This window comes from Acinetobacter sp. F9, assembly GCF_019195275.1.
GTDB lineage: Bacteria > Pseudomonadota > Gammaproteobacteria > Pseudomonadales > Moraxellaceae > Acinetobacter > Acinetobacter pseudolwoffii.
The window spans coordinates 1,916,015-1,934,633 of the sequence record NZ_CP078068.1; the positions used below are offsets into that span (position 1 = coordinate 1,916,015).

The window sequence follows — 18,619 nt, forward strand, 5'->3', positions numbered from 1 at the left end:
CTTGATCGCAGCAGATAGACCTGCAGGGCCTGCGCCGACGATGACGACGTCAAACTCCATCGATTCTCTTGTTATATCTTCCATAATATAAAATCCAGTTTCGCTATACGATATTTATAGCATTATCCAGATGGCTTATGAAGTCTAATTTTTGTTTTTTATAGGGATAGATTTTGAGAGTCTTGGATTGCTGTAGAATGAATAGAATTGAAAAGATCCGGTTCAATATTAGAAAACGGTTTAATTGTTATTGGCTGCAACAAATAAAAAGAGCGACCTAAGCCGCCCGAATGAGAGGTTTTACTTACATATTATTCAGGTTCATGGCAATACTATTCACCATGTGAATCAGACGCGGGCCAATTTCATTTTCCAGTTTTTCCTGATTTAGCAAATAACTTGGTGCACCACAGTTAAAAGTTAAAATACCATGTTTGGGATGAATCAAAGGAACGGCCACAGAGTTCACATCTTTGGCCCAGTCTCCGAGAGATAAACAATAACCATAATCCTGATAATCGCGAATGGCGCGTTCTAGATTTCGTTTAATTGTTGTCCATTGATCTTCATTTCTTTTTTTAATGGCATCAAATAAATATTCACGTTCTTTCACGTCCATCGCCGCCAGACATGCACGCCCCATGGCACTCGAATGAATTGGTAAAGTTGAACCCACTGAACGGCGCATGGTTAAAGTCGTATCTGTATGTACCACTTCCAGATAGATCATATTGAGACGGTCACGTGTTGCCATTGCCACTGGCGCCTGGGCATAACGTGACATTTCTTCCATAAATGGATAGGCCTGGGTTCGCGCAGAAATATTGCTTAAGGCAGAATAGCCCAGAGCCAGTACACCGACATCGAGTAAATATTTAGTCGTATTTGGAAGTTGTTTCAGATAGCCTAAAGATACCAGCGTACTGGTAATACGCGCCACGGTTGGCTTTGGTAAATTGGTCATTTGTGCAATTTCTTGATTGCCCAACAACTGATTGGTCGCAGAAAAGCATCTTAGAATCTCAAGGCCACGCGCAATAGACGCAATAAATTGGGGATTGTTTTCGCGATGAATATGCGAGATTGGATCTAAGCGAATTTCATCAAAATTAGGTATTTCACCTGTTTTATTTTTAGTCATGGTCTACATAAATAGAGAAGTAAATTAATGAATATCATAGCAACTTAGTTTCACGATACAAAATAAAACATTTAAATTGTAGATGAATTATATGAGTAACGACTAAATATTATTCTATCTCATGTCTAAATGCTGCTATACATAATAAATAACTGCAAAAAATAGTGGAGCTATTTTTAAAATAAAGCCTTTAAATAAACAATAAACTTTATCACTTTTTAAGCTTTCATCTCTGGTCAGCTCCTTATAGAAAGCAGCGTTAGTAAAGCGAAATTTAAAAAGCAATAATTTCGTATTGTGAAATATTATTCTATATTAAATCCATTTTAAAGCCAGATAAATTTCGTTTTTTTATAAAAAATAAATTTTTTGACGAATTTGCTTGCTGAATTTTTATTTTTATGGTTATTTATTTCGTAATACGAAACTAAAAATAAAACGGTAAAGGAATTTACCCAGACCATATACATGGAGATTCATATGATTCGCGATCCGGAAATGCTCGATCAACTTCTGTCTACGATTCGAGATTTTGTAAAAAATGAACTGGTTCCTCTCGAACATGAAGTAGAAGAGAACAATGCCATTCCTGAACATATTGTGGAACAGATGAAAGAGCTGGGTTTGTTTGGTCTGACGATTCCAGAAGAATACGGCGGTTTAGGCATTACCATGGAAGAGGAAATTCTGGTTGCGATGGAATTGGGCCGGACATCGGCTGCATTCCGTTCTCTAATCGGGACCAACAACGGTATTGGTTCAAGTGGCATCGTCATTGATGGTACAGAAGAGCAAAAACAGAAATATTTACCGCGTTATGCAACCGGCGAAATCATTGGTTCTTTCTGTTTGACTGAGCCAGATTCCGGTTCAGATGCTGCATCTTTAAAAACCAATGCGGTAAAAGATGGCGATTATTATGTTTTAAATGGCACCAAACGTTTTATTACCAATGCGCCACGTGCAACGACATTTACAGTCATGGCACGCACCAATCCAGAAATCAAAGGCGCCAGTGGCATTTCAGCATTTCTGGTAGAAGCGGGCACACCAGGCTTGAGCCTAGGCAAAATTGATAAAAAAATGGGTCAACATGGTTCTTATACCTGCGATGTTATTTTCGATAATTGCCGGGTGCATAAAGACCAGCTGATTGGTGGTGTTGAAGGCGTTGGTTTCAAGACGGCCATGCGCGTTCTGGACAAAGGCCGTTTACATATTGCCGGCTATAGCGTGGGTATGGCAGAGCGTATGCTGGAAGATGCCTTAAACTATGCGGTAGAACGCAAGCAGTTTGGTCAGGCTATTGCAAATTTTCAGCTGATTCAGGGCATGTTGGCTGACTCTAAAGCTGAAATTTATGCAGCCAAATGTATGGTACTGGATGCAGCCCGACTGCGTGATGCCGGTCAGAATGTGACGACGGAAGCCTCTTGCGCCAAAATGTTTGCCACTGAAATGTGTGGTCGTGTCGCTGACCGCTGTTTACAGATTCATGGTGGAGCAGGCTATATCAGTGAATATTCAATTGAACGTTTTTACCGTGATGTGCGTTTGTTCCGTTTATATGAAGGAACGACACAAATCCAGCAAATTATTATTGCACGTGAAATGATTAAACAGGCCACAGCCTAAACATATATTTTTTAAAATAGGGAAATATAAAAATGACGACTAAAACTAGATTTGATTGGCAAGACCCGTTCCTGATTGAACAGCAGCTCAGTTCAGAGGAACGTATGATCCGTGATGCGGCAGCAGCATATTGTCAGGACAAGCTGATGCCACGCGTATTAGAACAGTTCCGCCATGAAAAAACCGATCCGGCCATTTTTCGTGAGATGGGCGAGCTTGGTTTACTGGGTCCCACCATTCCAGAACAGTACGGTGGTGCCGGTTTAAATTATGTCAGCTATGGTCTGATTGCACGCGAAGTTGAGCGTGTTGATTCAGGTTATCGTTCAATGGCCAGCGTACAAAGCTCCTTGGTAATGGTACCGATTAACGAATTTGGTTCTGAAGAGCAAAAACAAAAGTATTTACCAAAATTAGCCACCGGTGAATATATTGGCTGTTTCGGTCTGACTGAGCCAGATCATGGTTCTGATCCAGGCAGCATGATTAGCCGTGCCAAAAAAGTCGATGGTGGTTACCGTTTAACTGGCGCAAAAATGTGGATTACCAATAGTCCAATAGCCGATGTATTTGTGGTCTGGGCTAAAGAAGTCTCTGCTGAGGGTAATGTCGGTGACATTCGCGGATTTATTCTGGAAAAAGGCTGGGAAGGGCTGTCTGCACCTGCGATCCATGGCAAAGTCGGTTTACGTGCCTCGATCACCGGTGAAATTGTGATGGATAACGTCTTTGTACCGGAAGAAAATGCATTTCCAGAAGTGCGTGGCTTGAAAGGTCCATTTACCTGCCTGAACAGTGCCCGTTACGGGATTGCCTGGGGTGCCATGGGCGCAGCAGAATTTTGCTGGCATACCGCACATCAATACACCATGGACCGTAAACAGTTTGGCCGTCCATTGGCAGCAAACCAGCTGATTCAGAAAAAACTGGCCGATATGCAAACTGAAATTGCCCTTGGTTTACAGGTAGCATTACGTTTTGGTCGCATGAAAGATGAAGGTATCGCGTCAGTTGAAGGGACTTCACTGATCAAGCGCAATAACTGTGGTAAGGCCCTGGATATTGCACGTCTAGCACGTGACATGATGGGCGGTAACGGGATTTCTGATGAATTTGGTGTAGCCCGTCATCTGGTTAATCTGGAAGTCGTGAATACCTATGAAGGTACTCATGATGTACATGCCCTGATTTTAGGACGTGCACAAACCGGCATCGCTGCATTTTGTAACTAAGTCTAGCTATAACATCTAGCCAGCACATGCTGGCTAGAGCGCCGACTATTTGTTGCCGTTTGTTTACAAATACCAGGTTTTCAATAAGATACCCAATTAAAAATCAAGTGGAAACATGCACATAAATTAAATACCCGATAGGCAGATGATAGGATTATCACCCTGTTTCACTATATCTTTCATATAAATAATTACGTGAAAGATAAAAGTTATAAAAGCACCGGAATGCTCAAAATATTTTAAGGACGCCATGAATACGATCAGTGCGCAACACCCTCATTTGGAAAATGATAACCAACCCAAGAAAAAAGTCTGGATTCTGGCCTTTGTGTTCTCATTTTTGGCATTACTGGTCGATGGAGCAGATATTGCGTTATTGGCCTACAGTCTGACCAGTCTGAAACAGGAATTTTCATTAAGCAGTATGCAGGCAGGGGCGCTGGGCAGCTGGACATTGGCAGGTATGGCGATTGGTGGATTTTTTGGTGGCTGGGCCTGTGACCGGTTCGGGCGGGTTCGAGTCATCGTGATCGCCATTGCACTGTTTTCTTCATTGACTTTCTGGCTAGGATTTGCCGAAAGCTATGATCAGTTTAAGTGGCTGCGTTTTACGTCTGCGATTGGTCTAGGCGCCTTGTATATTGCCTGTAATACCCTGATGGCGGAATATGTGCCAACCAAGTATCGCTCGACAGTATTGGCCACACTGATGACCGGTTGGACCCTGGGCTCGGTCGTCGCCACTGTTTTGGCAGGCTGGTTATTGCCCGAATTTGGCTGGCGATATCTGTATTATATTGCGATTATTCCTATTGTACTTTCTGTCGCAATGTACTTTTTAGTGCCTGAACCCAAAGCCTGGTTAGATGCACGTCAAGCGCGCCTCGATGCCAAAGCCAGCGGGATTGTTCAGGAAAAACCTAAAAACACTTTTAAAATGGTTTTTGAAGATGCACTTAGCCGTCGCATGTTCATTCTCTGGTCATTCAGTACCGCATTTTTACAGTTTGGATATTACGGCGTCAGTAACTGGTTACCTGCCTATCTAGAGTCGGATCTGGGCATCAAGTTTAAAGAAATGACCATGTATATGATTGGTACTTTCCTGATCATGATGTGTACCAAAGTCATTGCCGGTTTTATTGCCGACCGTATTGGCCGTCGTGCAGTGTTCGCATTTGGCACCATGGGCACCGCAATTTTTATTCCGGTGATTGTGTTTGGTAATACCCCGGACAATATTCTCTGGCTGATGCTGTTTTTCGGATTTCTTTACGGTATTCCCTATGGCATTAATGCCACCTACATGACGGAAAGTTTCTCGACCAAAGTACGTGGAACTGCGGTTGGTGGTGCATATAACGTGGGCCGTTTAGGTGCTGTTTTTGCCCCACTGACGATTGGTTATTTTGCTCAGGGTGGATCTATTGGAACCGGTTTATTGATCATGGGAATTGCCTATTTTCTTTGTGGCTTGATTCCGGCTTTCTTTATTAAAGACCGCTTATTTGATCCGCAAAAAGCCGATTGATCTACCAATCAAAATATATAGAAAAGATGCTAGGAAGCAATATGATGAATAAAATCACGCAGGATATCGAAACAGTTCTCAAACAGATTCCTGATGGTGCACACATTATGACCAGTGGTTTCGGTCTGGCAGGCCAACCGGTGGAACTGATCGAAGCACTGATTGATCTGGGCCCGAAAGATTTAACCATTATCAATAATAATGCAGCCTCTGGAGATCGTGGACTTACCAATTTACTGTTATCGGGACTGGTCAAAAAAATGATCTGTTCCTTTCCACGCGCCAATAACTCTACTGTATTTGAAGACCTGTACAAGGCTGGGAAAATTGAACTGGAACTGGTTCCGCAGGGCAATCTGGCCTGCCGTATTCAGGCAGCAGGTGCCGGCTTAGGGGCAGTTTTCACGCCGACTGGCTTCGGCACCAAAATTGCAGAAGGCAAAGAAACGCGCCACATTAATGGCAAGGATTATGTGCTGGAATATCCGATTCATGCCGATTATGCCTTGATCTATGCCAATCAGGCAGACCGCTGGGGCAATTTGACCTACCGCAAGGCAGCGCGTAATTTTGGTCCGATCATGGCCAAAGCGGCGACAACCACTATCGCTCAGGTACATCAGATTGTGGAGCTGGGAGATCTTGATCCAGAGATTATCGTAACGCCGGGCATTTTTGTACAGCATGTGGTTCAGGTCGGAGATATCAAATAATGACTATTCAAAAACGTACTCGTGAACAGATTGTGGCAAAAGTCGCGCAAGATATTCCAAGCGGTTCTTTTGTCAATCTGGGCATCGGTTTACCGACCCGTGTGGCAGGTCATTTAAAACCGGAACAGAACGTGATCCTGCACTCTGAAAATGGTGTTTTGGGTTTTGCGGCCTTGAATGATCCTGAACAGGCAGATGATGACCTGATTAATGCCGGCAAGGAACTGGTGAGCATGCTGGAAGGCGGCAGTTTTATGAACTCTGCAGATTCCTTCGATATCATGCGCGGTGGGCATCTGGATATTTGCGTCATGGGGGCCTTTCAAGTGGCGATTAATGGTGATCTGGCCAACTGGCATACCGGTAATGCCGCTGCTGTACCTGCCGTAGGCGGCGCCATGGATCTGGCCGTCGGTGCCCGTTGTGTTTATGTCTGTATGGAACATGTCACCAAAAACGGTGCAGCCAAAATTGTTGAAGAGCTGACTTATCCGATTACCGGCAAGCACTGTGTAAACCGTATTTATACCGATTTGTGTGTGATTGAGCTCAAAGACCAGCAGGCCCGGGTCATTGAGATGGTGGAGGGGTTAAGCTTTGAGGAACTGCAACAGCAGACCGGATGTAAATTGCTGGATCATCGGCAGCAGTAGACAGCGCAGAGCTTCACCTTGTATAAATTACAGTATGCCTGTAACTTGTAAATCGTAGCTTAGGCTGCGATTTACGCATGTTTAAATGCTGAGTATTACATATAGATTTTGAATATCTGGAATAAGGCCGATCTTTACGCAATTTGAAGATATAAATACAAATTTTTGCTAGGGCGTGTCATCAATTAAGCCAAATGATTGTTGAAGCCAGGTAGATCGCTGATAAGAAGTTTTGAGCCAATTTATCATAGCGTGTGGCAATAGCACGATACTGCTTGAGCTTGGCAAAAAAGTTCTCGATCAGATGTCTTGCCTTGTAGAGATTTCGATCATAATCACGCTGATCAATAGAATTACTTTTCGCTGGCATCACAACTTGACCCTTCGCCTCTAAAATTGGATCAATGACTCGATCCCTGGAGTTGTAGGCTTTATCCATAAGCCAGGTCTGGCTCAACGATAAGTCCAGCAACACATCTGAACCGTTTAAGTCATGGACCTGCCCATCAGTGAGATAAAATCCTGTTGGGTTGCCTAAAGCATCAGTACGGGCATGAATTTTGGTGCTTAAGCCCCCTTTACTGCGTCCAATCGCCTGATTTTTTCCCCCCAGCGCTGTGTTGATGAGCACGTACAATGGTGGAGTCTAACATGGCATATTCATTATCACTGTCATGTGACAGTACTTCAAAGACTCTCTGCCACACACCTGTTTTAGCCCAACGACTAAAACGAGTATGCACGACTCTAAAATCACCAAAGCGTTGGGGTAAGTCTCGCCACGGGATACCTGAACGATACCGATACAATACCGCTTCAACAAATAGTCGGTTATCTTTGGCCGTTACTCCAACAGTACCCATTCGTCCAGGTAACAGATCTTTAATCTGTTCCCACTGCTCATCTTTTAATGCATAGCGTTTAGTCATAAAAGTATAATGGGGACAAGGCGGTTTTCCTCAAGCTAATTGATGACACGCCCTAATGATTGTTTTAAAATAAGTCTAGAATATTAGCAAGCTAAGGAAGGTGATATTCTGCATGGATAGTAACTGTGATGAACAAGATATTTTTCATATTTTCAACCTGATTGGCCGCCATACCGAGCTTAAACCTATTCTCGATATCATCAGTCAGTGGCTTGAATCGCGTATTCCAGATGCGTTTGTCACCATCATGCTCTATAAAGAAGACACGCAAACCTTAAGCTTTATCAGTGGTAAACAGCACTTTTCAAAAGAATATTGCAGCGCAATCCAGGATTTAAAAATCGGGCCAGATCAAGGCACTTGCGGTACGGCTGCCTTTTTGCGTCAACTCGTCATTAGTCCACACTTGATGAAAGATCCCAACTGGAGGTCTTACCGTGCTTTGATCAATGCAGAAAAACTGTCGAGCTGCTGGTCAACACCGATCATTAGCGCATCGGATGTTTTATACGGCACTTTTGCAACTTACTATCGAACGCCTAAAATACCGACAGAGTCTCATATCCGGCTGTTACAGCAAGCTGCGAATTTGGTTGCACTCGCGATCGAGCTTGATCATGAACGGCAGAAAGGACAGGAAATTAATGAAAAGTACTGTTCTTTCTATACCTATCATCCCGATATCATTTTTGAACTGGATTTACAGGGCTATGTGCTTAATACCAACATTGCCTGCCAGGAAATTACAGGTTTTTCCGAGGAGCAAATTCAAAACCAGCATTATTGTGCATTTATACCTACCGAATTCCAGGAACTTGCCAATGTTTCATTTTCAGAAACGCTGCAAGGTAAAGCACAACATTATGAACTTCCGATTTATAACGTTCAGGGAGATATTATCTGGCTGGATTTAACCAATTTGCCGATTATCCAGAACCAGAAAGTTACCGGTGTGATTGGTATTGCACGAGACATTACTTTACGCCGTAAAAATAAGGAAGCTCTACGACTATTAAAGCGTGGGGTCGAGGCAAGTCCAAATGGGATTTTTATCACCGATGTTTCGGAAAAAATGTCGATGGTATATGTCAACCCGGCTTTTCTGAAACTCACCGGTTATACCGAACAGGAAGTTCTGGGACGAAGTTGCTTTTTCCTATATGGAGCGGATACGGCAGCAGATCAGATTTTGTTACTCCAGCAAGCAGTAAAACAACAACAAGAAGCGCAGGTAACCATCAAAAATTATTGTAAGGATGGCAGCTGGTTCTGGAACCGTTTGACCCTTGGCCCGATTTTTGATCAAAACGGAAACTGCACCCATTTTCTGGGGATTCAGGAAGACATTACCCAGCAGCGTATTCATGAAGAATATATCAAGCATCAGCACACCCATGACCATTTAACCGGCTTGCCGAATCAGCATGCTTTCAAGCAGATTCTAGAGCAGGTTTTTGCACAGCGGCACGATAGCGCACAGCCTTTAATCCTGCTGTATATAGATCTGGATGACTTTAAAAATATTAATGATAGTCTGGGACATCTGGTCGGTGACCAGATTCTGAAAAGTGTGGGTGAGCGCTTGCAGGGTTTCGCTCAGGAAAACAATGTGCTATGCCGCTTTGCCGAAGATGAATTTATTTTACTCATGTCAGGTGAGTATGCGCAAAGTGAAGTCGAGGCTATTGCTGAAAAAATGCTGGAGCTGCTGTCCCAGCTTTTTATCGTGGATGAATACAAGATCCACTTGAGTGCCAGTATTGGTATTGTTGCAGATGACAGTTCGATTCAGCATTCTTCTGAGCTGATTTATCAGTCTGTTCTGGCGATGCAGGAAGCCAAAAGACAAGGCCGAAATATCTGGCAATGGTATGAAAAAACCAATATGAAACCTGCACCAGAAATAGATTATGCAAATCTGCGTATGGAACTGATGCAAGCGATCAACCAGAAACAGTTTAATCTTTTCTATCAACCGATTATTAATCCTGCAAATGGTCAGGTGACTGGCGTAGAAGCTCTGATTCGCTGGCAGCACCCGCAGCAGGGTTATATTTCTCCTGCGGTTTTCATTCCGCTTGCAGAACGAACAGGGCAAATTATCGGTGTAGGCCAGTGGGTTCTGGAAAAAGCCTGCGTAGATATTGCTGCATGGAACAAGCAGCACAATCGTCAGATCACCGTATCGGTCAATATTTCTCCGCTCCAATTCCGCAGGGCAGGTTTCCTGCAAATACTTAAACATGTCCTTGCAAGCAGTCAATTGCCTCCGGAACTGCTCAAAATTGAGATTACCGAAGGGGTGATTATTAATGGCGCAGATCGCACCATTGAAATTTTGAAAACGGTACGTGCTTTAGGTGTTCAAGTCGCGATTGATGACTTTGGGACCGGCTATTCAAGCCTGAGTTATCTACGGCGCCTGCCGATCAACCAGATCAAGCTAGATCGGAGTTTTATCGAGGAACTGACACTGGATGATCAGAATGCTGCAATTGTTCAATCCATCATTCATCTGGCCCATCAGCTTGATTTAGATGTTGTGGCTGAAGGTGTGGAAACCTTGAATCAAGCCCAATTACTTTATCAACAAGGCTGTGATTTACTACAAGGCTTTTTTTATGCGAAACCTGCGCCTTTAACTGAATTAAAGCCTCTTTATTTATCCATGGAATCTGATCATCCGCAAAGAAATTAAAAATTCAAGGTGAAAGTACAGTGATTAAGGTCTGGGCTGGATATTCACCAAATTGTGTTTTTGATTCAGGTCATAATAATTAATTACAAACATCAGCAAGGCAAATAGAAAACCGAGTGCTACACAGGCCGGCCAGCCATAGATTTTCCATAAACTTAAAGACAGAAATGCACCAAGCCCGGCACCAGAAAAATAACAGGTCATGTAGATGGCATTAATACGCGAGCGGGCTTGGACTGAAAGCCGATAGACCAGATTCTGGTTGAGTACATGTAAAGATGAAATGCCAAAATAGGCAATCATCAGGCCCAGAATATATAACCATAAACTGCGCTGTGCAAAAGCCAGAGGAATCCAGGCCAAAATCAGTCCAGCTGTCGCGAGCTGTGCCAGCCACTTCTCCCGATGGCGGCCAATCATTTTCCCCGTCCATTGTGAAGACCAGATCCCGATTACCCCCACGACGCCCATCAGACCAATCTGGAAGTCATTAAAATGGTAGGGTGCTTCTGCCAGAATAAAAGTCATGGTGGTAAAAATGATGCTCAGCATTCCAAAACCCAGACCGCCGATAAGACTCCGTCGCATCAACATCGGTTCGGTCTTGGCAAAGGTAAATAAGGAATAATAGATCTGTAAAATGCTCATCTGTAACTGGCTTTTCGCTTTGGGTAACTGATACCACATCGCAATACTTAAAAGTAAAATGGCGCAACCACTTAATAAGTACACGGCATGCCAGGACCATAAGGTAGAAATCATTCCTGATACAGTTCGGGCAAACAGGATACCGACCAGAACACCACTCATCAGCAGACCCACCACTTCGGCACTTTTTTCACGCTGCGATAAATTGGCGGCAAAAGGAATCAGAATCTGGGTGCTAATAGAACAAAATGAGGCAAGCAGGGTAAAGCCATACAGCATCTGCAAATTACTGCTGGCAGACAGTCCGATCAGTGCCAGGCCGGTACAGCACATCAGGCTACAGATATATAAACGCTTTTCAAATAAATCACCCAGAGGCACAAACAAAAACAGACCGGCTGCATAGCCAATCTGAGTCAGGACCACTGTCCAGCCAGACTGCGCCACACTTATATTTAAGTCCTGGGCAATCGAATAAATTAAGGGCTGGTTAAAGTAATTACAACCTGCGCAGAGCGCGCAGGTCATGGCCATCATAAACATGAAACGGCGTGAGGGTTGCCCTTGGGCTGACATCCTTGTCTCCTCAGACTTTAGAAGCGATAGGTCGCTGATAAATTTACCCGTGAAATATCAGCTTCTTTGGCATCAAAGGTTTCGCGTTTACCATAATGATATTCCGCGCCCAGATTGATATTCGGAACTGGAGAATAAATCACATTGGCCACATAGTCGGTTAAGCGTTTATTACTTTCCGGATTTGCTCTTGCATATTCACTTGAGTCATCAAAGTCGACCAGACTGCCGGAAATGCTGCTCCGCCATTTTGGTGTGAACTTATGGGTAAAGCCGATATTCAGACTGTTAAATGAATTCAGTAAAAGTTCATCATTCGCAGTATCAACTGAATAATCACCACCCCAGGCTGCGCCATCGGCGGTCGAGCCCTGAACTAAATAGGCCGCAATCCGCTGATCCCCGACGATATGAAAATAATTGCCCTGAACCGAGTTTTTATCATCAATAAGATAGCGTCCACCAACGCCCACGCCCCAGCCGATTTTATTAATATCACCTGTATCCGTTTGAGCCTGCTTTTCATTGACAAAGCCTTGTGCCAATAAATGTAAGGGACCAGACTGATGCACATATTTGCTGGTGAATGCCGGTAAGGCAGATGAGCGGTCGCCACTTGCCATATATTCCAGGCCGACATTCCAGGTATTTTCCGGATCAAGTTTGAAAGCATAACTGACTTGAGGCGTACGCAGAACCGAACCGCCGAGCAGTAAACTGTAGTCTACTGCTTCTGTACTGATTTCAGGTGTAGACATCAGTGACCAGGCCTGACCAAAAGTCCAGTTATAATATTTAAAATGGGCATGACGAATGCGTAATCCGCCATCACCTTTACCATTATTGGTCCAGAAGTCAGCTTCTACACGTGCCGATACATTTGGATTACCGCCAATATCTTTGGCCAGAAAACCAATCCGGCTGGCTGCTAAAGTGAAATCTGAACGTACCGAATCCGGTTCAGTAAAAGGTACTTTATTGATCTGGTTAATGGTACGGCCACGCGTTTCGGTAGTGCTCTTAAAATCTACTGCGCCATCCAGACGGATCAAGCCATAAACATCGACATTATCAAGCATTGAACCTAAAGTCTTGGAGTCTGCAGTTTTAGTTTGTTCCTGTTGGGCTTTTAAGGACAACTGGGCTGCTTTTTGTTGTTCCAGCTCAGCCTGAATTTGCTTTAATTGCGTTTCTAAAAACTCGATACGATCAGGAGAAACCTCTGCTGAAAATGCCTGTGCTGATGCGATACTGCACAGCGTAACTAATACTATTTTTTTCATTTCTTAATCCCTAAAGAAATTTTCAGATGTAAATAAGGAAAGCGCTTTCCTTTTGATTGCCTTAATTTTTAAATTTAAATAAAGGTGATTTTGACTTTCGAAGCATGAATATCGTGCTCGTCAAATGAGCAATATTCTGTTCAGCTAACAACAGATATTGGCTTGCAAGGTCAAAAAAGATGAAGTGTGAGGAGGGTGGTTTGTTGAGCCGCCCTCCAGGTGGTCAGTTATTCTGCTTTTTGTGGATCGTATAAACGGTCTTTAATAAACAGGGCAGGAATCAGGCCACACAGGAAATAAGCTGCACCCATCACCATCAGGCCGGTTCCGATTGAACCATGCATCGCCAGATAACCGATGGTGATTGGAGCAAAAACAGCACCAATTCGGCCAATATTAAATGCACCGCCTACAGCAGTACCGCGCACCCCGGTCGGAAAGCTTTCAGTTAAATACGTTGCATTAATGGCATAAGGAATACCGTACAGGAAACCGAAGATCAGCATTAAGACACCAATATTTTCAGGGGTATGCAGATATACCACCACTGGAATAAAAATCGCGGTGCCCATGGTGCCAAAAGCAAATACGATGCGGCGGCCAATTTTATCTGCCACATAGCCGGCAATCACTTTGGCAAAGATCATGGTCAGGAAAGTACCGACCATATAAAGGGCCATTTCCTTGAACTTGATGCCTAATTCAGCTTCCAGATATGTCGGTAACCAGTTGCTTACTCCAAAATAACCGAACAGCAGGAAACCGGAACTGAAAGACCACAAGATAAACATTTTGCCATGGGTCTTGTCTTTCAGAATGGTGACATATGGATTGCCTTTTTTGGCATCATTATCCACGATCTGACCCGTACGCTTCATTTCACGGACACGTTTCCATGATTCTGGCTCAGGCACCATAAAGTGCATCAAGACACCCAGTGCCAGTGGTGCAATGGTAATCCAGTACAGCATACGCCAGCCAAACTCGGGAATAATCCAGCCAGACAGCAGGGTAATCACCAGCGAGCCCAAGGTAAAACCGGTCATGAGTGTGGCCAATACTGTGGTACGGTATTTGGTTGGCACATATTCAGACATCAAGGTGTTGCAGGCAATATATAAACAGCCTAAACCCAGACATGAAAGCGTACGCAAAATTGCAAATTCAGTATAAGACTGGGCAAAACCTGAATAGGCAGACAGTAGGGAGAAGGTGATGGTTGCCAGTACAATCACACGAACCCGTCCAAATCGATCACAGGCCCATCCACCGACAAACCCGCCAATCCCCATACCCAATAAAGACCAGCTGCCTAAAGCACCCGCCTGCATCGAGCTTAAACCCCATTCTGCTTTTAAACTAGTCAGGCTGAAAGCCAAAATACCAATATCCGCACCGTCACACAGCAAGATCAGGAAAGCAAAGATAAAAGCTGTAATCCACAGGCGTTTTGGTGCCTGTTTAATGGTGTCCTCGGAAGAGACAGGTGTTTTATTGTCTCCTGTGACGATCGTGTCGCTTGTCATTCTTATATCCTCTATTTATTAAAAACAGCATTCCTATGCTGCCACTACATCCATTTTATTCCTCACGGAAACGTATTTTCCTTGATCTAAGGAGATTGCTTCTGTTTGCCTGAGCCGTATCCACCATCCGGCTGCAGTGATTTTTTCAATTTCCAGGCTGAAAAATCAGCATTTACTGAGGATTTATGTTTCACAAATCAATATTTAGTTTTGCTCTGTGGTTATTTTTTACTTAAATAAACAACCAAATTACATTTAAAATATTTAATTCCGTATTGCGAAATCAATTAATCATAAAATTACTAGCCAAACAAGAGTTTTTACTCTATTTTTAGTAAAAAATAACTTATTAGAGTTTATGGACTAAAAAAACTTGATTTAATGACCTAAAAATCATATGTTTTATACAAAATAAAGTTTCGCTATACAAAATAAATGGAGATTATAATGGAACAGGTCGTTCAAATAGAGCAAATCTCGACGCATGTGGCGATGGTTAAAATTCATCGGCCTGAAGCAAAAAATGCCTTGAATACAGAAGTACGTCAGAAACTTGCTGCTGCTTTTCTACAGCTCAATGATGATGAAAATATCCGTGCCATTATTCTCACTGGGGGCGAAACAGACTTTGCCGCAGGGGCCGACCTGAAAGAATTAGCGACTGCTGAAACTATCCAGATGATGCAGCGCCGTACTGAACGTTACTGGCAGGCTATTGCCCAGTGTTCAAAACCGGTGATTGCCGCTGTAAACGGATATGCACTGGGGGGTGGCTGTGAACTGGCAATGCATGCTGACATTATTATTGCCGGAAAAAGTGCCCAGTTCGGTCAACCGGAAGTGAAAGTTGGCGTGATGCCGGGTGCAGGTGGCACTCAACGTTTATTCCGTGCAGTGGGTAAATTTCATGCCATGCGCATCATCATGACCGGTTGTCTGGTACCTGCGCCGGAAGCTTATCAAATTGGCCTGGTCTCTCAAGTGACCGAGGACAATGAAACCCTTGCCACTGCCATCAAGATGGCCGAAGGTCTGGCAAAATTACCGCCAATTGCCTTGGAGCAAATCAAGGAAGTGGCATTACTGGCCGAAGATGTGCCGCTCAATGCCGGACTTAGCCTGGAACGTAAGTCTTTCCAGATGCTGTTTTCTTCAGAAGACCAGAAAGAAGGCATGCAGGCCTTTATTGAAAAACGTAAACCGAATTATCAGGGACGATAAGCATGAGCATTCAAATTCAGAAAATCGGTATTATTGGTGTCGGCACCATGGGTGCAGGCATTGCCCAGATTGCCATTCAGTCTGGGCATGATGTGGTGTTATTTGATGCCAAAGCCGGTGCAGCCGAACAGGCGCAGGAAAAACTGGCTAAAACACTGAATACACTGGCCGATAAAGGCAAGTTTAGCCACGAAAAAGCAGCTGAAGATATTGCCCATTTATCAATCGCGCAGCAGCTAGAAGACTTGAAAGATTGTGATCTGATTGTTGAAGCGATTATCGAAAATCTGGAAATCAAGCAAAAGCTGATGCAGCAACTGGAAGCGCTTGTAAAACCGGAAGCCATTCTGGCATCGAATACCTCTTCATTATCGATCAGTGCCATTGCTGCCAATTGCAGTCAGCCGGAACGTGTGGCCGGCTATCATTTTTTTAATCCGGTACCACTGATGAAAGTGGTGGAAGTGATTGAAGGCTTCAATACCCGCGCTGATATTGTGCAAGCCTTGACTCAATTATCTACCAAGATGGGACATCGCCCGGTCAAAGCCAAAGATACCCCAGGATTTATCATTAACCATGCCGGTCGGGCCTTTGGCAGTGAAGCCTATGCCATTCTGAATGAAAATGTCACGCCATTTTATGAGATTGACCGGATTTACCGCGATGGGATCGGTTTTAAAATGGGACCTTTTGAGCTAGGCGATCTGACCGGTATGGATGTATCGCATCCGGTGAGTGAATCGATTTATCACCAGTATTATGAAGAAGCACGTTACCGTCCAAGTGTGATTACCCGTCAACGCTTTATTGCCAAACAGCTCGGTCGTAAAACCGGTAAAGGCTTCTATGATTACACTTCAGGTAGCAAAGTAGGTGATGTGGCTCCAACACTGGTTGAAAAGCTCGATCACTATCCAGCAGTCTGGCTAGGCACAGAATATAGTGAAGATCATCAGGCGCTTGAGCAGTATCTGCAACAGTTCAATATTCAGATCGAACAAACTGAAACACCTTCGGCAGATGCCTTAATCTTAATTGCCACTTATGGTGAAGATGCAACTTCAGCCGCTGTCCGTTATCAGGTGACACCTCAGCAAGTGGTCTGCATCGACCTGCTCTATGGTCTGAATAAACATCGCACTTTAATGCCAACTCTTGTGACCAAGCCTGAACTGACTCATGCCGCACAATCGATTTTTAATCTGGATGGCGTGACTGCGAGCACAATTCAGGAAAGTGTCGGCTTTGTGGCGCAGCGTGCTTTGGCGATGATTGTGAACCTTGGTTGTGATATTGCCCAGCAAGGCGTAGCTACGGTAGAAGACATTAACATTGCCGTGAAATTAGGCCTCGGTTATCCGCATGGCCCAATTGAATGGGGTGATGTATTGGGTGCTGAAAAAATCCTGAAAATTCTGGATCGCATGACCGCGATTACCCGTGACCAGCGCTACCGTCCAAGTCCTTGGCTGCGTCGCCGTGTTCAGCTCGGTTTAGCACTTGTCCATAGCACACATTAATTAAAAAGTTAAAGGAATAACATTCATGTTAAATGCATATATCTATGATGGGTTACGTTCACCAATTGGTCGCCATGCAGGAAGTCTGGCAAGTGTCCGTCCAGATGATCTGGCAGCAACCGTAATTAGAAATCTGCTGGAAAAAACCGGTATTCCGGCAGCAGATGTAGAAGATGTCATCTTTGGCAGCACCAATCAGGCCGGTGAAGATAGCCGTAATGTGGCACGTTTTGCAGCATTGTTAGCCGGTATGCCGGTCACTGTGCCCGGACAGACCATCAACCGTCTATGTGCTTCGGGTCTAGGGGCAGTGATTGATTCGGCGCGCGCGATTACCGCAGGCGAAGGTGAGCTGTATATTGCCGGTGGTGTAGAAAGCATGTCACGTGCGCCTTTTGTGATGGGTAAAGCAGAAAGCGCGTATTCACGTGAGGCCAAAATTTATGATACGACCATTGGTACCCGTTTTCCGAACCGTAAATTCACTGAACAGTTTGGCGCACACAGCATGCCGGAAACTGGTGATAATGTGGCTGAAGAATTTGGTATTTCACGTGAACAGGCAGATACTTTCGCCGCTGCATCACAGGCAAAATATCAGGCAGCAAAAGAAGCAGGTTTCTTTGCAGGTGAAATTACTCCAATTGAAGTTTCTCAAGGACGAAAATTGCCGCCTAAACAGGTCACTGAAGATGAGCATCCACGTGCTTCTTCAACATTTGAAGCATTATCCAAGTTAAAACCGCTATTTGAAGGTGGGGTGGTGACTGCGGGGAATGCATCAGGTATCAATGACGGCGCTGCAGCACTGATGATCGGCAGTGAAAAAGTTCAGGAACAGTACGGCTTAAAACCTCTGGCGCGGATCCTGTCTTCAGCCGCGGCTGGGATTGAGCCACGCATCATGGGTGCAGGTCCAATTGAAGCAATCAAAAAAGCCGTAAAACGTGCAGGCTTAACGCTGGACGATATGGACATTATCGAGATCAATGAAGCATTTGCCAGTCAGGTATTGTCTTGCCTGAAAGGTCTGGATGTTGCTTTTGATGATCCGCGTGTCAACCCAAATGGTGGCGGAATTGCGATTGGCCATCCACTGGGCTGTTCGGGTGCGCGTTTGGCTTTAACCGTTGCGCGTCAGTTACAGCGTACCGGTAAAAAATATGCCGTGATCAGCCTGTGTATTGGTCTGGGTCAAGGCTTGGCAATGGTGATTGAAAACCCTGAAGCAGCTTAACCGCTTGAGTTATCACCTTCATGCCATGTATAGATGATATGCATGGCATTTTTTATTGCGCTATTTATATAGA

At 44.3% G+C, this 18,619-nt stretch carries 14 protein-coding genes and 1 pseudogene; 9 read left to right on the top strand and 6 right to left on the bottom strand.

The genetic code is table 11. From position 1 onward, the window contains the following. Positions 1-84: pseudogene (locus KT990_RS13665) on the bottom strand (electron transfer flavoprotein-ubiquinone oxidoreductase); the annotation flags it as partial. A gap of 220 nt (positions 85-304) precedes the next feature. Continuing rightward, a complete protein-coding gene (locus tag KT990_RS09120) occupies positions 305-1,141 on the bottom strand; it encodes an IclR family transcriptional regulator (RefSeq protein ID WP_005170895.1) in 837 nt (278 codons plus the stop codon). A gap of 480 nt (positions 1,142-1,621) precedes the next feature. On the opposite strand from KT990_RS09120, the gene KT990_RS09125 reads away from it, so the two are divergent. From KT990_RS09125 to KT990_RS09145, 5 genes are all read left to right on the top strand, one after another. After that, on the top strand, positions 1,622-2,776 hold the full coding sequence (locus KT990_RS09125; RefSeq protein ID WP_074383164.1) for an acyl-CoA dehydrogenase family protein: 1,155 nt from the start codon (positions 1,622-1,624) through the stop codon (positions 2,774-2,776). Between the two features lie 32 nt (positions 2,777-2,808). After that, entirely contained in the window at positions 2,809-4,008 is a 1,200-nt protein-coding gene (locus KT990_RS09130; RefSeq protein ID WP_100354827.1) for an acyl-CoA dehydrogenase, read from the top strand. 250 nt (positions 4,009-4,258) lie between these two features. Then, positions 4,259-5,539, top strand: coding sequence for an MFS transporter (locus KT990_RS09135; RefSeq protein WP_005170902.1), 1,281 nt, complete (start codon positions 4,259-4,261; stop codon positions 5,537-5,539). A gap of 41 nt (positions 5,540-5,580) precedes the next feature. Next, positions 5,581-6,252: a 3-oxoacid CoA-transferase subunit A gene (locus KT990_RS09140; protein WP_005170906.1), complete on the top strand. Its 672-nt coding sequence runs from the start codon at positions 5,581-5,583 to the stop codon at positions 6,250-6,252. Beyond that, entirely contained in the window at positions 6,252-6,905 is a 654-nt protein-coding gene (locus tag KT990_RS09145) for a 3-oxoacid CoA-transferase subunit B (protein WP_005170908.1), read from the top strand. Before KT990_RS09140 ends, KT990_RS09145 begins: the two co-directional genes overlap by 1 nt. A 181-nt stretch (positions 6,906-7,086) precedes the next feature. Here the strand turns inward: KT990_RS09145 and KT990_RS09150 are convergent. After that, positions 7,087-7,834 (bottom strand): IS5 family transposase gene (locus tag KT990_RS09150; RefSeq protein ID WP_374952360.1). Its coding sequence is split into 2 segments (ribosomal slippage): positions 7,087-7,504 and positions 7,503-7,834, totalling 750 coding nucleotides; the frame shifts between segments, so codons are not numbered across the junction. A gap of 112 nt (positions 7,835-7,946) precedes the next feature. Between KT990_RS09150 and KT990_RS09155 the strand changes: the two genes are divergently transcribed. Then, complete coding sequence (locus KT990_RS09155; RefSeq protein ID WP_218208680.1) at positions 7,947-10,532, top strand: EAL domain-containing protein; 2,586 nt, start codon at positions 7,947-7,949, stop codon at positions 10,530-10,532. Between the two features lie 24 nt (positions 10,533-10,556). Here KT990_RS09155 and KT990_RS09160 read toward each other — a convergent pair whose 3' ends face one another. From KT990_RS09160 to KT990_RS09170, 3 genes are all read right to left on the bottom strand, one after another. Further along, entirely contained in the window at positions 10,557-11,756 is a 1,200-nt protein-coding gene (locus KT990_RS09160; RefSeq protein WP_005170915.1) for an MFS transporter, read from the bottom strand. Between the two features lie 17 nt (positions 11,757-11,773). Next, on the bottom strand, positions 11,774-13,039 hold the full coding sequence (locus tag KT990_RS09165; RefSeq protein ID WP_218208681.1) for a DcaP family trimeric outer membrane transporter: 1,266 nt from the start codon (positions 13,037-13,039) through the stop codon (positions 11,774-11,776). 227 nt (positions 13,040-13,266) lie between these two features. Next, entirely contained in the window at positions 13,267-14,565 is a 1,299-nt protein-coding gene (locus KT990_RS09170; protein WP_005170921.1) for an MFS transporter, read from the bottom strand. Between the two features lie 447 nt (positions 14,566-15,012). Here KT990_RS09170 and KT990_RS09175 point away from each other — a divergent pair, with 447 nt between their 5' ends. From KT990_RS09175 to KT990_RS09185, 3 genes are read left to right on the top strand one after another with little or no spacing between them, the layout of a single operon-like run. Continuing rightward, positions 15,013-15,786 carry an enoyl-CoA hydratase gene (locus KT990_RS09175; protein ID WP_005170924.1) on the top strand — a complete coding sequence of 258 codons (774 nt, stop codon included), beginning with the start codon at positions 15,013-15,015 and terminating at the stop codon, positions 15,784-15,786. 2 nt (positions 15,787-15,788) lie between these two features. After that, positions 15,789-17,309, top strand: a complete 1,521-nt coding sequence (locus KT990_RS09180; protein ID WP_218208682.1) for a 3-hydroxyacyl-CoA dehydrogenase — start codon at positions 15,789-15,791, stop codon at positions 17,307-17,309. 25 nt (positions 17,310-17,334) lie between these two features. Then, a complete protein-coding gene (locus KT990_RS09185; RefSeq protein ID WP_005170929.1) occupies positions 17,335-18,546 on the top strand; it encodes a 3-oxoadipyl-CoA thiolase in 1,212 nt (403 codons plus the stop codon). Positions 18,547-18,619 lie beyond the last annotated feature (73 nt).

What these genes read in the sequence shown, in the direction of transcription:
- KT990_RS09140 (WP_005170906.1), top strand. Translation starts at nt 5,581, where the DNA reads ATGATGAATAAAATCACGCAGGATATCGAAACAGTTCTCAAACAGATT.
- KT990_RS09185 (WP_005170929.1), top strand. Translation starts at nt 17,335, where the DNA reads ATGTTAAATGCATATATCTATGATGGGTTACGTTCACCAATTGGTCGC.
- KT990_RS09125 (WP_074383164.1), top strand. Translation starts at nt 1,622, where the DNA reads ATGATTCGCGATCCGGAAATGCTCGATCAACTTCTGTCTACGATTCGA.
- KT990_RS09175 (WP_005170924.1), top strand. Translation starts at nt 15,013, where the DNA reads ATGGAACAGGTCGTTCAAATAGAGCAAATCTCGACGCATGTGGCGATG.
- KT990_RS09120 (WP_005170895.1), bottom strand. Translation starts at nt 1,141, where the DNA reads ATGACTAAAAATAAAACAGGTGAAATACCTAATTTTGATGAAATTCGC.
- KT990_RS09135 (WP_005170902.1), top strand. Translation starts at nt 4,259, where the DNA reads ATGAATACGATCAGTGCGCAACACCCTCATTTGGAAAATGATAACCAA.
- KT990_RS09160 (WP_005170915.1), bottom strand. Translation starts at nt 11,756, where the DNA reads ATGTCAGCCCAAGGGCAACCCTCACGCCGTTTCATGTTTATGATGGCC.
- KT990_RS09170 (WP_005170921.1), bottom strand. Translation starts at nt 14,565, where the DNA reads ATGACAAGCGACACGATCGTCACAGGAGACAATAAAACACCTGTCTCT.
- KT990_RS09145 (WP_005170908.1), top strand. Translation starts at nt 6,252, where the DNA reads ATGACTATTCAAAAACGTACTCGTGAACAGATTGTGGCAAAAGTCGCG.
- KT990_RS09180 (WP_218208682.1), top strand. Translation starts at nt 15,789, where the DNA reads ATGAGCATTCAAATTCAGAAAATCGGTATTATTGGTGTCGGCACCATG.
- KT990_RS09130 (WP_100354827.1), top strand. Translation starts at nt 2,809, where the DNA reads ATGACGACTAAAACTAGATTTGATTGGCAAGACCCGTTCCTGATTGAA.
- KT990_RS09155 (WP_218208680.1), top strand. Translation starts at nt 7,947, where the DNA reads ATGGATAGTAACTGTGATGAACAAGATATTTTTCATATTTTCAACCTG.
- KT990_RS09165 (WP_218208681.1), bottom strand. Translation starts at nt 13,039, where the DNA reads ATGAAAAAAATAGTATTAGTTACGCTGTGCAGTATCGCATCAGCACAG.